The sequence below is a fragment of the Hymenobacter piscis genome, from assembly GCF_018760735.1.
Taxonomy (GTDB): Bacteria; Bacteroidota; Bacteroidia; order Cytophagales; family Hymenobacteraceae; genus Hymenobacter; species Hymenobacter piscis.
Genome location: NZ_JAHHZN010000005.1, coordinates 218,337 through 231,378 on the forward strand (window position 1 = coordinate 218,337; position 13,042 = coordinate 231,378).

Consider the following 13,042-nt stretch of genomic DNA (forward strand, 5'->3'; position numbering starts at 1 on the left):
CATGAATACTTCTATTTTCTTCCGTAAAGCCGCGCCCCTGGCGTTTCTGGCCGGACTGGGACTCACGGCCTGTCAGCCGGACCTGGAAAACGATGTTAAGCCCAGCAGCGGGAGCGTCGACTTCTCAAAATATATTGCCGTCGGCAACTCGCTAACGGCCGGGTTTTCTGATGGTGGCCTATACCTGTCGGGTCAGCAACAATCTTACCCCGCCATTCTGGCCCAGCAGCTCAAAACAGTAGGTGGCGGCGAGTTCGTACAGCCCTTGTTTAATGCGCCAAATCAGGAAAACGGCTCCGGCTACCTGCGACTGGCCGGCTTCACGCCCACCGGTTCGCCCATCACGGCTAGTGTAAGCACTAACCTGGCCCTGCGCCAGGGCGCCGCGCCGGGTCGGCCGCTGTATACCAAATACACCGACCCAATCAACAATCTGGGGGTACCCGGCATTCGCCTATCGGATATTGAAACGCCGGGCTACGGCAGCATGCTGGGTAACCCGTATTTCGAGCGGATTACGCCTGATAATCAGCCACTCCAGACCTACCTGGAACGCGTGACGGCCTCAAAACCAACCTTTTTTACCAACTGGTTGGGTAACAACGATGTGCTGGGATTCGCTACTGCCGGGGGAGCTGCTAGCTTCCTGACGCCTACTGCGGATTTTGAGGACAAGAACTCCAAGCTCATCAATGCCCTGACGGCTGATGGCGCCAAGGGGGTAGTAGCTACTATCCCGGATGTGACCAATATTCCGTTCTTTACCACGGTAGGACCTGTGTTCCGGGCCACGTTGGAAGCTGCCCAAGTACCAGCTGTCGTTGTTACAACAGGTGGCTTCTCTGCCACACCAGGTGCTCCCCCTGCCCGTAAGGTAATTCCTGTTAATACAATTCGTAACGCTAACGGGTCTTCAGGAAACCAACTGTTTACCCTGACGGCATCTCCCTATCTGGCTCTCTTTGGGATGCCAAACAATGGCCGCGCGTGGCGTGATGTATACAAGCAGGCTCAGCCTGCGCTGCCCGCTTTTGTGACGCTGGAGCTGTTCCTGCAACTGCAAGGTATTGATACAGTGCAGGCCTTTGGAGCTAGTGCCGCTCACCCCATTCCGAGCACCTTGGTACTCGATGACGTTGAGCAAGGACTCGTCAGAACAGCTACCACGGCATTCAATAAGGCCATCAAAGACAAAGCAGCCGAAAAAGGCCTAGGTGTATTCGATGCTAATGCCTTCTTCTCCCGCGTCGCGGCCCGTGGTATCGTAACGAACGGGGTCAACAACACGGCTGCTTTTATCAGCGGCAACCTGTTCTCGCTGGATGGGGTGCATCCCACGCCCCGCGGCTACGCCATCGTGGCTAACGAAATGATTCAGGTAATCAACAGCACCTACGGCGCGAAGGTCCCGACCGTAAACGCCAACGATTACCGGGGCGTAGATTTCCCGTAAGGTCTGCCCTTTCCGGAAAAGCAAAAGCTCCCGCCTCAACCTGAGGCGGGAGCTTTTTTTGTGCAGTTTCCACTCATTACAGCTGTACCGTCTGCACCACGTCGGGTAGGGTGGGGGCGGCTTCGCCGGCCAGGCGGGCGGCAATAAGCTGGGCGTGGTAGCGGCCGTTTTCAATAAACCAGCGGCTGGTGTTAAGCCCCCCGCAGACGGTGCCGGCTAGGTAGAGGCCGGGGCGGTTGGTTTCCAGCGTGTCGGGATGGTGCGTCGGCGTGCGGGCGGCATCGGCTCCGCAGGTGATGCCCAGGGTGGCCAGAAACGAGAAATCGGGGTGGTAGCCGGTGAGGGCGTATACGTGCTGAGCGGGCAGGGTGCGCGGGCCTTCCGGCGTATTTACCTCCACCGCATCGGGCGTGATGCGCGCCACGGTGCTGTTGAACAGGCAGCCGATGCGGCCCTCCTGGATGCGGTTTACCAGGTCGGGCCGGATCCAGTACTTCACCGACTCGCTGATGTCGGGGCCGCGCACGACCAGGGTGGGGCGGGCGCCGGCGCGCAGCAGCTGCAACGCGGCTTTGGCCGAGGAGTTCTTGGCCCCGATAACGACCACGTCCTGGTCGGCGTGGGCGTAGGGCTCCTTGTAGTAGTGCGTGACGTGGGGCAGGTCTTCGCCGGGCACGCCCAGCAGGTTGGGCACGTCGTAGAAGCCGGTGGCCACCACCACGAAGCGCGCCCCGAGGCGGCCCTTTTCGGTCACGACGGTAAAATCTCCCTGCTCGCCTTCGAGGCCTAGCACCCGCTCGTAGAGGCGGAGCGGGAGCTTTTCGGTTTGCGCTACGCGGCGGTAGTAGTCGAGGGCGTCTTCGCGCAGGGGCTTGTAGTGCAGCGTCGTCATGGGGTGGCCCCCGATTTCGAGCAGCTCGGGCGTGGAGAAGAACTCCATGTTGGTGGGGTAGCCGATGATGGAATTCACCAGCGCGCCCTTGTCCAGCACGCACACCGAGAGGCCGCGCCGCTGCACTTCCAGCCCGCAGGCCAGCCCCACCGGCCCGGCCCCAATCACTACTACATCAAAAGAAACGAGGGTTGTCATAGAGTACTTCTACCGCCGAAGGGGGACGCATGTTTGCTGCTCCCGAATGGTTTTTCCGGCTCCGGTAAAATAATGTGGCGAGCCGCCGCCGCCGATGGCGGATTTTTCCCCACCCTTCCTATCTTCGTGCCGCAAGTGATAGGTAAGAGTCAGCAGTATAGTTAGCGCATCCGTATTTTTTTCGAAGTCATACTAAACAGAAAGCCCGTGCCTATCACGCGCGTTTTCATCCATCTTTTTTTATCCTATCAATGAAACGTATTTCATTCCTTGCCCTGGCGGTTGCCGCCAGCAGTGCTTTTGTGGGTTGCAGCAGCGACAACAAATCGGAAGACCCCACTCCTAAAACCAAAGCCGAGATGCTGGCCGCTCACGATTGGATCATGACCGGGGCGGAAGTTACGGTGAGCGGCCAAACAGTGGATGCCTACCAGGTGGGCATGTTCGAGGACTGCGAGAAGGATGACTTCTACCACTTCGTGAACACCAGCAATGGCGGCACCTACACGCTCAACGAGAATACCAACGTGTGCAGCCCATCGGGGGCCGAAGCCGGCACCTGGGCGTTGAATTCGGATCAGACCAAACTCACTCTCACCGCGCAGGGCAGTCAGGCCGAAGAAAGCACCATTACCGAGCTGACGGACTCGTCGCTGAAAGTAACCGGAACAGTGGATTTCCTGGGTACTCCCCTCACCATGACGCTCTCCTTTAAAGCAAAGTAAGCAGGCTGTTTTAACTACTTCCCCTCAATAGAATTGTACGTTAGTATCATGCGGAAATCTACCATCTGGCTGGCTTCAGCCCTGCTGTTCAGTGCCACTTTTTTCTCTTCCTGCAAGGACGACAAGGAGGATGTAGCCCCCAAAACGGCCACCAAGACGGAACTGCTTACGGCGAAGAACTGGCGCATTACCGCTTTCACTTACAAAGAGGGTAACAGCCCGGTAGAGGACGTATATACGCAGATTGACGCCTGCTCGAAGGATGACTTCTACAAGTTCAACCCCGATAAGACGTTCGTGCTGGATGAAGGCGCCACCCGCTGCAGCGCCAACGATCCGCAGACGAGCGTCAGTGGCTGGGACATCACCGCCGACGGCTCCATTCTGCTGCTGCTGGAAATGAAGGGCAGCACCAGCGCCGAGCTGTTCACCATCACGGAGCTCACGGACGGCAAGCTGCGCATCGGCCAGAGCTACACCGGCAACGGCTCAACGGAAGTGACGGAAATAACCTTCACCGCGTTCTAAGCCCCAACGGCTACCCTGCAAAATGCCCCGTTGCTATCCGGCAACGGGGCTTTTTTGCGGAGTGAAAGCAGATGACTACTTCCGCTTCCGCAACGCCTTTAGGGCTCCCGTGCTCCACAGGGCCCAGCCGATGAGCACGGGCTGGAAAAACAGGCGGGCCAGCCGCTTCTGGTCGGTATCGAGGCCAAAGGCGGAGAGGTGATGGGTGTACTGGTGGATGTTGCCCGGGAACACGGCCGCGTAGAAGGCCGCCAGCCCCAGTCCCATGCGTACACGGTTTTCGCCTTTCAGCAGCAACAGGCCCAGCCCCAGCCCGATTTCCACCACGCCCGAGGCCAAGACGGTGGTATCCTTATCGAACGGCACGAAATCGGGCACCTGGGCCCGGAAGTCCTGGCGCTGGAAGGTGAGGTGGCCGGTGCCGGCTACTACCATGAACGTGCCCAGCAGGCCGCGGGCCACGTGCTGGAGGGTAGTAGTGTGGATTTTTTCAGACATAGCGGGCGGGCCGGGAAAGGCCCGGCCCCGGCTATACGGCGAACAGCCCGGCCCGGATACCCGCCCCCGGCCGCCTAGTGGGCCTGCAGCCAGTTGCGGCCGGTGCCGACTTCCACTTCCAGGGGCACGCCGTGGGGCAACAGCAGGGCGGTGGCCATCAGCTCCTTGATTTTGGGCGTGATGTAGGCGACTTCCTCCTGCACGGCGTCGAACACCAGTTCGTCGTGCACCTGCAGAATCATGCGGGTGGCCAGTTTCTCATCGCGCAGCCACTGGTGGATGTTGATCATGGCCTTCTTGATGATGTCGGCGGCAGTGCCCTGGATGGGGGCGTTGATGGCGTTGCGCTCGGTGTAGCCGCGCAACGTGGCGTTGCGGGAGTTGATGTCGCGCAGGTAGCGGCGGCGGCCCAGCAGGGTGGTGGCGTATTCCAGCTCCCGGGCCTGGTTGATGCTCTCGTCCATGAACTGCTTCACCCGCGGAAACTCCTGGAAGTAGGTCTCGATGATGTCGGTGGCTTCCTTGCGGCCGATGCCGATGCGCTGGGCCAGTCCGAAGGCCGAAATGCCGTAGATGATGCCAAAATTCACGGTTTTGGCCTTGCGGCGCATCTCCCCATCCACCTCGCTCAGGGGCACCCGGAACACCTTGCTGGCCGTGCTGGTGTGGATGTCCTGGCCCAGTCGGAAGGCCTCAATCATGGTTTCGTCGCCCGAGAAATCGGCCATGATGCGCAGCTCTACCTGGGAGTAGTCGGCCGCCAGCAGCACGTGCTGGTCGTCGCGGGGCACGAAGGCTTTGCGGATTTCGCGGCCCTTTTCGGTGCGGATGGGAATGTTCTGCAGGTTGGGGTTGGTGCTGGAGAGGCGGCCGGTGGCCGTCACGGCCTGGTTGAAGGAGGTGTGCACCCGCCCGTCGAGCTCACAAACCAGCTGGGGCAGGGCTTCCACGTAGGTGGAGCGCAGCTTGCTGAGCTGGCGGTGTTCCAGAATAAGGCCGGCAATGGGGGCCTCGGCGGCCAGCTGGCTCAGTATTTCCTCGCCGGTGGCGTACTGGCCGGTTTTGGTTTTCTTGATTTTCTTGCCCCCGAGGTCCATTTTATCGAACAGGATTTCGCCCAGCTGCTTGGGCGAGGCAATGTTGAACTCCTGGCCGGCTTCCTGGAAGATCTGGGATTCCAGCTCCTGCACGTAGCCTTGGAGCTCGGCCGAGTATTCGCCCATGGCCTCGGAGTCGATTTTCACGCCCTCGTACTCGATGGCGGCCAGCACCGGCACCAGCGGGTTTTCCACCTCGTTGAGCAACTCCAGCAGGCCCACTTCCCGGAGCAATGGCTCGAACACGTGCTTGAGCTGCAGGGTCACGTCGGCGTCCTCGCAGGCGTAGTCCGACACCTCGGCCGGGGGCAGGTCGGCCATGGTTTTCTGGTTTTTGCCCTTGGGCCCGATGAGGCTGGTGATGGGCACCGGCGTGTAGTGCAGGTAGGTTTCGGCCAGCACATCCATGCCGTGGCGCATGTCGGGCTCCAGCAGATAGTGAGCCAGCATGGTATCAAACAGCGGGCCCCGGATTTCGACGCCGTAGTGCTTGAGGATGGTGAGGTCGTACTTGATGTTCTGGCCGATTTTGAGGATCTGCTCCGCGTCGAAGAAGGGCCGGAACTCGTCCACCAGGGCCTGGGCGGCGGCCTGGTCGTCGGTGGGCACGGGCACGTAGTAGGCTTCGCCGGGCAGCCAGCAGAAGGAGAGGCCCACCAGCCGGGCCGTCATGGTATCGAGGCCGGTGGTTTCGGTATCGAAGCTGACTTCCGTCTGCCGCAGCAGGAATTCGAGCAGGGACTGGCGCCGCTCGGGCGTATCCATCAGGTGGTATTGGTGGGCCACGTCCTGAAGCGTCCGGCGCGGCCCGGCGGGCGCCCCGAACTCGCCGGTTTCACCCTCTTCTGCGCCAATCGCCACGGCCGCGTCGGCGGAGGAACCGAACAGGCTGCCCTGGCCGGGCGTTGGCTTTTGGTTTTTGGGTTTGGGTTTCTGGGCCGCACTGGCACCGGCGGGACTGCCATCACCCAGCACGCGGGCGGCCAGCTGGCGGAACTCCAGCTCCTCGAACAGCTGGCGCAGCTGGCTTTCGTCGGGCTGATCCAGCACCAGCTTGTCGGCCTCGAACTCGATGGGCACGTCGAGGTGAATGGTGGCCAGCTCCTTGCTCATGAGACCCTGCTCGGCGAAGTTGCGCACGTTTTCCTGCTGCTTGCCCTTGAGCTGGTCCACGTTGGCAATCAGGTTTTCGACGGAGCCAAACCGCTGAATGAGGGTTTTAGCCGTTTTCTCCCCGATGCCCGGAATGCCGGGAATATTGTCGGAGGCGTCGCCCTGCAAACCCAGAATGTCAATGACCTGCTCTACCCGCTCTACCTCAAAGCGCTGGAGCACGTGGGCCACGTCGAGCACCTCGGCGGCGTTGCCCATGAAGGCTGGCCGGTAGATTTTCACGCAGTCGGTTACCAGCTGGCAGTAGTCCTTGTCGGGCGTCATCATGTACACCTCCCCGAAGCCCTGCTGCTCGGCCCGCCGGGCCAGGGTGCCAATGACGTCGTCGGCCTCGTAGCCTTCCACCATCAGGATAGGAATGTGGAAGGCTTTAATGATCTGCTTGATATAGGGGATGGCCAGACCGATGTCCTCGGGCATGGCCTGGCGCTGGGCCTTGTACTCGGCGTACTGCTCGTGGCGGAAGGTTTTCTTGGCCGCATCAAACGCCACCCCGATGTGGGTGGGCTTTTCCTTCTGGAGCACCTCCACTAGCGTGTTCGTGAAGCCCAGGATAGCCCCGGTGTTGAGGCCCTTGGAGTTCACGCGCGGATTCTTGCTGAAGGCAAAGTGAGCCCGGTAAATCAGGGCGAAGGCGTCGAGCAGGAAAAGCTTGTGGGGCTGGGTGGCGGGCGTTTCGGAAGTCATAGGGCGAAGGTACGGAAGGCAACGGGGCCGGACCAGCACAACCCGGCGCCCGGTAGAAGAGATGAGTACGCAACCCGCAGCATCGTGGCCGACGCACTACGGATTTCAAGCAGCTACTGCGGCGGCCATTACCTGGACCTGCGCCGCGGCCAGGGACTGTATGGGGCAGTATTTCTCGATTTTAACCGGGTCCGCAACCCCTGCTGCGCCTACGGCCCCGGCTGTTCCTGCCCCGTGCCGCCGCCGGAAAACCGGCTGACCAGGGCGGTAAAGGCCAGCGTGAGGAGCGACTACCAGTAAATCAGATAAAGCCTCCGCACAGGCTGCTACCGCGCTATATTCCTGGGTCCCGTTCCTTACCTTAGCGACCCGCTACCCTATATGCTCGTCCCGATGTCAACTAGGTATTCCCGGCTCCTGCAGTTACTGCTGAGCTGCTGGCTGCTGGTGCTGGCCGACACTGCCCGAAGCCAGACGATCCGTCAGCCCGATTCTACTTTCCGGACGCAGGCCCGACGCTACGCGCCGCCCTACGCCGCGGCTTATCGGCCCGACGGCAGCTGCCTGGTGCTTGGCCCCCAGACCCATGTGGCCGACCTGCGGGTGGGTAATCTGGTGTGCCTGCGGCCCGATGGCAGCGTCGACGCGGCTTTTCAGCGCCAGCTGGGCGAACTGCAGGCTTCTACCGAATATGTGGCCTTTCCGCCGCGTCTGCTGGCATACCCCGACGGCCGGGTGCTGGTGCTGGGTATCAATGGATTGGTTATCAGTGGAAATCGGCGGATAGCTGCTGCCGGCGTGCGCTTGCTGGCTTCCGGCCGGCCCGACAGCTCCTTTGTGGTCGCGGCCCGCCCGCCCGACTGGCCCCAGGTGCTGGCGGTGGCTTTGCAGGCCGATGGCAGTATTCTGCTGGGCGGCCTCAGCAGCACGGGCACAGCCCTGATCCGGCTCGGACCCGACGGCCAGCGCGACACTAGCTTCGCGCCCCGCTTCAGCAAGAGCAATGGCAGCGTGCAGGTCAACGCCCTGGCCGTGCAGCCCGACGGGCGGATTCTGGTAGGTGGGTCGTTTGAGAGCCCGGATCAGGGGCTGGTGCGCCTGCTGCCCGATGGCTCGCCCGACCCCAGCTTCCAGGCCGGGCTAGCCAAGGGGCAGAGCGTGCAGGCCCTGGCGCTACGGCCCGACGGACGCGTGGTGGTGGCAGGCGTGGCTACTCTGCAGCTACAGGGCCGGGTGGGCGGAATTCAGCAACTGCTGGCCGACGGTCAGGCCGACCCCGACTTTCAGGCACCGGCCGCGTACGGCATCGCCCAGTTTCAGGGTGCTGACCGGCTGCAACTGCAGCCCGATGGTGGCCTGCTGGTAGTGCCCACCCAGCCGGCGGGGGCACCACTGCTGCGCCTGCTGCCCGATGGCCGCCCGGATACCGGCTTCCAGTTGCCGGTCCGGTTGTCGCTGACGGTGCAGCAGCTGGCGGCGGGCAGTGGTCCGCCGCTGCTGGCAGGTGTATACAACCACCAGCCCGGCCCCCAGGGACCCTTGCTGCGCCTGCAACCCAGCGGCCTGCCCGACGATCAGTTTCACCCCCAATTGGTGCAGGCGGGCCGGGTTGAGGCCCAGCAGCTGCTCCCCGACGGGCGCGTGGCCCTGGTGGGCGAGTTCGATCTGCTCGACGGCGTACGGGCCGGCAACCTGGGGTGCCTGCTCCCCACCGGGCTGCCCGATACGGCTTTTGCCCGGCGCAGTCCCTTTCTGGCTGGTTCGCCCAGCCTGCTGGCCCTGCAGCCCGGGGGCGGACTGCTGATCGGGGGAAGCTTCCGGGTGGGTACTTCCTCCCGGGGGGCGCTGGTGCGCGTCGGCCTCGACGGCCAACTCGATACAACCCGGTTCGCCCGGTTTTCGGCCGACGATTACCTCTCCGCTTTGGCCGCGCAGCCCGACGGCCGGGTGTTGCTGGGCGGTAACCTGGCGCAGAAGCTGAGCCGGAGTTGGTTTTGCCGGCTCTTACCCAGCGGGGATTCCGACTGGTCGTTCGGACTAGACGCAGGCTTGAGCACTCGGCTGGAGGAGGCCCGGCAGGTACTGCCGCTTCCCGACGGGAAAATACTGCTGGTAGGCCGAAAGATGTATCGGGTGCAGAACTCCGGATGGCAGGATACGTCTTTCGATCCGGTCGAAGTGAACACGATGGCCAACTTTCTGGCCCGTTATACCTTGGTACTGCCCGACGGCCGGATTCTGGTCTGCGGTCAGGTACCCCGGCACGCGTCCCACACGAGTTCCCGGGCTAGCATCGCCCGGCTGCTACCCACCGGCCGCCTCGACAGTACCTTCCAGGATAATCTTTACCCCGTGTTTTTTCCCCGCAGCCTCTATGCCCAGCCCGATGGCCGCCTGCTGGCGGGCGGGGGCTTCGCGGCCAATTACTCGGCTGGTCTGGTGGCGGTGGTTCGCCTGCGGGAAGACGGAGGCTTCGACGGATCCGGGCCCGACCTGCCCGGCAGCGGGAACGTGTTCAGCATTGGCTCCGATGCGCAGGGACGAATTTTGCTGGCCGGCGACTTTGACAGCAATGCCGGGTTGGCCAAGCCGCTGCTGGGGCTGGCCCGCCTCCCGGCCGGGGGAGTGGTAACGGCCCGGGCAAGGCCACTTGCCGGGCCGGTGGCCCTGCAGTGCTACCCAAATCCGGCCCGGAACTCGTTCGGGGCTACCTGGGCCCAAGTGCCCCGGCGCCTGCAACTGCTGAACCTGCTGGGCCAGCCGGTGCGGGAGTTGCCGGTCACGGCCGGCGCAACGGGGGGGGACTGGTCGCTGCGGGGGCTGGCGGCGGGTCTGTACGTTGTGCGGGCCGATTTTGACACTGGTCCGGCCGTTAATTGCCGGCTGATGATTGAGCCGTAACAACCAGCCGGGTAGGAGCGGGCCTGGGCGCTGCACTCCAACCCCGGGGCCCCTGACGCGTACAGCCCAGCGCAATGCGTTACATCTCCCTCGACCTTGAAACCACCGGCGGCAACGCCCAGCGCCACCAGATTCTGGAGCTGGCGGCCGTGGTGGAAGACACCAAGAACCTGCGGCCCCTGCCGGAGCTGCCGGCCTTTCGGCGCGTGGTGCGCCACCCCGAGCTGACCGGCACCGCCGGGGCTCTGGCCCTGAACGCGGGGCTGCTGCGGGAGCTGGCGCAAAAGGAACCCAACCCCGAGTTGTGCCTGCCCGATGAGCTGCTACCTCAGCTACGGGAGTTCCTGCTGGCCCAGGGCTTCAAACCCGATAAAAAGGACTGCGTGGCCGTGACGATGGCCGGCAAGAACATTGCCTCCTTCGACCTGGGGTTCCTGCGCGCCCTGCCCGGCTACGGTACCCTGGTGCGCGCCGAGCCCGCCATGCTCGATCCGGCCGTTTTCTACCTCAACTGGCGCAAGGATACGCGCCTGCCCACCATGCAAATCTGCAAGGCCCGCGCCGGCTTCGCCGACGACACCGTGGCCCACCAGGCCCTGGCCGACGCCCTCGACGTCATCGAGCTGCTCCGCCCTTTTTATGACCGGCCGGTGTATAAGGTGACTGAGTGAAGTGGTGCATGAGTGAATCGTTCTGTCATTGCGAGCAGCGCGAAGCAATCCGTCCTTCACGAAGTTTGAAGTCCTGACAAACGCAAAGCCCCTGACGTACGCACGTCAGGGGCTTTTTGAATAGGTCGAAGTTGAGAAGAAGATGAGGGACGGATTGCTTCGCGCTGCTCGCCATGACAGAACGATTCACTCATGCACCACTTCACTCAGCCACCGCTACCAGCTGCCGGAGGCGCCGCCGCCGCCGCTGCTGCCGCCGCCGAAGCCCCCGAAACCGCCCCCGCCGAAACCACCGCCTCCGCCGCCCCCAAAGGTGCCGCGGCCGCCGCTGAAGTCGCCGAAGATGACGGGCGGAATCATGCTGCCGCCGAAGCCCCGGTTGCGCCGGCCGCCGCCGTTTCCGCCGCCGCGGTTACGCAGCAGAATAAACAGGATGAGCACGGCAATGATAACCCAGAACGAGATGCCCGAACCACTGCCGTCGGAGTCGCGGCTGCGGGGCTGGGTAGTCTGGTCGGCCTTGTATTCGCCCTTGGCCAGGGCAATGAGCTGGTCGGTGGCCCGGTCCAGACCCTGATAGTACTGCTCCTGCTTGAAGGCCGGAACGATGGTGTTGGAGATAATGCGCTTGGAAAGCGCGTCCGGAATGGCACCCTCCAATCCGTAGCCGGTATGAATGCGGGCTTTGCGCTCTTCCTTGGCAATGAGCAGCAGAATACCGTTGTTGCTGCCCTTCTGCCCGATGCCCCAGGTCTGGTAGAGCTGCTGGGCATAGTCGAAAATGTCGTAATCGCCCAGGGAAGGCACCGTTACAACGGCAATCTGGGAGGAAGTGGAGTCGTTGTAGGCCACCAGCTTGCGCTCCAGCTGGGCCACCTCATCGGGGCGCAGCATGCCGCCCAGGTCGTTCACCAGGCGGGGCGGGTTGGGCCGGGGCGGTACGTTCTGGGCGCTGGCCGCCAGCTGGCCGAGTACCAGCCACAGGGCCAGGAGCCAGCCGCGGTGCTGCCGCAGGGAAAGGAGTAGTTGGTTCATGGGCGCTTAGTAGGCGAGTCGCCGAACGAAATGGAATCGTCCAGCTCGTTCTCATCGGTGGCCGCGTCGTAGGGAAAATACCGCCGCAGTTGCTCTCCCACCAGCCGGACGCCCTGCTCGAGGCCGTTCACGTACTTCTCGGTCCGGAAGTGCTGCAACACGCTTTCCTTGGCCGTTTCCCAGAAGTCGTCGGGCACCGCGGAGTTAATACCGGTGTCGCCGATGACGGCAAACTGCCGGCTCTGCCAGGCCAGGTAAAACAGCACGCCGTTGCGCTGGGCCGTGTGGTGCATGCCCAACTCGGCAAACACCTGGGCGGCGCGGTCGAGGGGCTCGGGCGTGGGGCAGGTGTCTTCCAGGTGCACCCGGATTTCGCCGGAGGTGCGCAGTTCGGCCTGCCGGATGGCTTCCACCAGCGCGGCTTCCTGCTCGGGGGTGAGAGGGTTAATCATGTCAGTTGTCAGTTACCAGTTACCAGTTGTCAGTTGCCAGTTGTCGGTTGTCAGTGGCCGGGCATCAGCACAACCTGACAACTGACAACCAATACTTGGCAACTCACCACTGACAACCGGCAACTCAATTAAAACTGGACCGTCGGGGCTTTCTGCGCGGCGGCATCGGCCTCGAAGTAGGGCTTCTCGGCGAAGCCGAACAGGCCGGCGAACAGGTTGTTGGGGAAGCTCTTGATGTAGGCGTTGTAGTCGTTTACGAGGCCGTTGAACTTGTTGCGCTCCACGTTGATGCGGTTTTCGGTGCCCTCAATCTGGGCCTGCAGCTCCTGGAAGTTGGCGTTGGCCTTCAGCTCGGGATAATTTTCCGATACGGCCAGCAACCGGCCCAGGCCCGCGCCTACCTGGCTCTGGGCTTCCTGGAACTGCTTCAGGTTTTCGGGCGTCAGCTGGTCGGCGTTCAGTTGCACGCTGGTGGCCTTGGCCCGGGCTTCAATCACTTCGGTCAAAGTTGATTTCTCGAAGTTGGCAGCGCCTTTCACCGTGTTCACCAGGTTCGGAATCAGGTCGGAGCGGCGCTGGTAGGAGCTCTGCACGTTGGCCCACTGGCCTTTCACAGCCTGGTCCTTGGACACCATGGAGTTGTAGCCGCACGAGGACTGGGAAAGCAGCAGCACCAGGCCGGCAAAGTAGAGCAGAAAACGTTTCATGAGGAAGAGAGTAGAAAAATGGGAA

General features: G+C 62.6%; 12 protein-coding genes. 6 read left to right on the top strand and 6 right to left on the bottom strand.

Translation table 11 applies throughout. The features are described from left to right. Position 1 precedes the first annotated feature (1 nt). Positions 2 to 1,453 carry an SGNH/GDSL hydrolase family protein gene (locus tag KLP40_RS07940; protein ID WP_215593238.1) on the top strand — a complete coding sequence of 484 codons (1,452 nt, stop codon included), beginning with the start codon at positions 2 to 4 and terminating at the stop codon, positions 1,451 to 1,453. A gap of 76 nt (positions 1,454 to 1,529) precedes the next feature. On the opposite strand, the gene KLP40_RS07945 is transcribed toward KLP40_RS07940, so the two are convergent. Next, positions 1,530 to 2,543 (bottom strand): YpdA family putative bacillithiol disulfide reductase, encoded by a 1,014-nt coding sequence (locus tag KLP40_RS07945; RefSeq protein WP_215593239.1) that lies wholly within the window; start codon positions 2,541 to 2,543, stop codon positions 1,530 to 1,532. A 251-nt stretch (positions 2,544 to 2,794) separates the two neighbouring features. On the opposite strand from KLP40_RS07945, the gene KLP40_RS07950 reads away from it, so the two are divergent. Beyond that, positions 2,795 to 3,268: a lipocalin-like domain-containing protein gene (locus KLP40_RS07950; protein WP_215593240.1), complete on the top strand. Its 474-nt coding sequence runs from the start codon at positions 2,795 to 2,797 to the stop codon at positions 3,266 to 3,268. Between the two features lie 48 nt (positions 3,269 to 3,316). Continuing rightward, entirely contained in the window at positions 3,317 to 3,796 is a 480-nt protein-coding gene (locus KLP40_RS07955; protein WP_215593241.1) for a lipocalin family protein, read from the top strand. 75 nt (positions 3,797 to 3,871) lie between these two features. Here the strand turns inward: KLP40_RS07955 and KLP40_RS07960 are convergent, their stop codons facing one another. Continuing rightward, entirely contained in the window at positions 3,872 to 4,294 is a 423-nt protein-coding gene (locus KLP40_RS07960; RefSeq protein WP_215593242.1) for a DoxX family protein, read from the bottom strand. Positions 4,295 to 4,368: 74 nt separating this feature from the next. After that, on the bottom strand, positions 4,369 to 7,251 hold the full coding sequence (polA, locus tag KLP40_RS07965; RefSeq protein ID WP_215593243.1) for a DNA polymerase I: 2,883 nt from the start codon (positions 7,249 to 7,251) through the stop codon (positions 4,369 to 4,371). Here polA and KLP40_RS07970 point away from each other — a divergent pair. The 3 genes from KLP40_RS07970 (at position 7,219) to KLP40_RS07980 (ending at position 10,823) form a co-directional block, all read left to right on the top strand. After that, positions 7,219 to 7,551: a DUF1684 domain-containing protein gene (locus KLP40_RS07970; RefSeq protein ID WP_317196761.1), complete on the top strand. Its 333-nt coding sequence runs from the start codon at positions 7,219 to 7,221 to the stop codon at positions 7,549 to 7,551. The two genes, polA and KLP40_RS07970, sit on opposite strands and share 33 nt — an antisense overlap. 93 nt (positions 7,552 to 7,644) lie before the next feature. Then, positions 7,645 to 10,152, top strand: a complete 2,508-nt coding sequence (locus KLP40_RS07975; protein WP_215593245.1) for a hypothetical protein — start codon at positions 7,645 to 7,647, stop codon at positions 10,150 to 10,152. A 74-nt stretch (positions 10,153 to 10,226) separates the two neighbouring features. Next, on the top strand, positions 10,227 to 10,823 hold the full coding sequence (locus tag KLP40_RS07980; RefSeq protein WP_215593246.1) for a 3'-5' exonuclease family protein: 597 nt from the start codon (positions 10,227 to 10,229) through the stop codon (positions 10,821 to 10,823). Positions 10,824 to 11,039: 216 nt separating this feature from the next. On the opposite strand, the gene KLP40_RS07985 is transcribed toward KLP40_RS07980, so the two are convergent. The 3 genes from KLP40_RS07985 to KLP40_RS07995 form a co-directional block, all read right to left on the bottom strand. Continuing rightward, on the bottom strand, positions 11,040 to 11,858 hold the full coding sequence (locus KLP40_RS07985) for a TPM domain-containing protein (protein ID WP_215593247.1): 819 nt from the start codon (positions 11,856 to 11,858) through the stop codon (positions 11,040 to 11,042). Beyond that, positions 11,855 to 12,310, bottom strand: a complete 456-nt coding sequence (locus tag KLP40_RS07990; protein WP_215593248.1) for a TPM domain-containing protein — start codon at positions 12,308 to 12,310, stop codon at positions 11,855 to 11,857. Before KLP40_RS07990 ends, KLP40_RS07985 begins: the two co-directional genes overlap by 4 nt. A 128-nt stretch (positions 12,311 to 12,438) precedes the next feature. After that, positions 12,439 to 13,017, bottom strand: coding sequence for a LemA family protein (locus tag KLP40_RS07995; RefSeq protein WP_215593249.1), 579 nt, complete (start codon positions 13,015 to 13,017; stop codon positions 12,439 to 12,441). Between the last annotated feature and the right edge of the window lie 25 nt (positions 13,018 to 13,042).

Bases quoted from the DNA above. Each gene is read 5' to 3' on its own strand.
- KLP40_RS07945 (WP_215593239.1), bottom strand. From the start codon at position 2,543: ATGACAACCCTCGTTTCTTTTGATGTAGTAGTGATTGGGGCCGGGCCG.
- polA (WP_215593243.1), bottom strand. From the start codon at position 7,251: ATGACTTCCGAAACGCCCGCCACCCAGCCCCACAAGCTTTTCCTGCTC.
- KLP40_RS07975 (WP_215593245.1), top strand. From the start codon at position 7,645: ATGTCAACTAGGTATTCCCGGCTCCTGCAGTTACTGCTGAGCTGCTGG.
- KLP40_RS07950 (WP_215593240.1), top strand. From the start codon at position 2,795: ATGAAACGTATTTCATTCCTTGCCCTGGCGGTTGCCGCCAGCAGTGCT.
- KLP40_RS07960 (WP_215593242.1), bottom strand. From the start codon at position 4,294: ATGTCTGAAAAAATCCACACTACTACCCTCCAGCACGTGGCCCGCGGC.
- KLP40_RS07980 (WP_215593246.1), top strand. From the start codon at position 10,227: ATGCGTTACATCTCCCTCGACCTTGAAACCACCGGCGGCAACGCCCAG.
- KLP40_RS07985 (WP_215593247.1), bottom strand. From the start codon at position 11,858: ATGAACCAACTACTCCTTTCCCTGCGGCAGCACCGCGGCTGGCTCCTG.
- KLP40_RS07990 (WP_215593248.1), bottom strand. From the start codon at position 12,310: ATGATTAACCCTCTCACCCCCGAGCAGGAAGCCGCGCTGGTGGAAGCC.
- KLP40_RS07940 (WP_215593238.1), top strand. From the start codon at position 2: ATGAATACTTCTATTTTCTTCCGTAAAGCCGCGCCCCTGGCGTTTCTG.
- KLP40_RS07995 (WP_215593249.1), bottom strand. From the start codon at position 13,017: ATGAAACGTTTTCTGCTCTACTTTGCCGGCCTGGTGCTGCTGCTTTCC.
- KLP40_RS07955 (WP_215593241.1), top strand. From the start codon at position 3,317: ATGCGGAAATCTACCATCTGGCTGGCTTCAGCCCTGCTGTTCAGTGCC.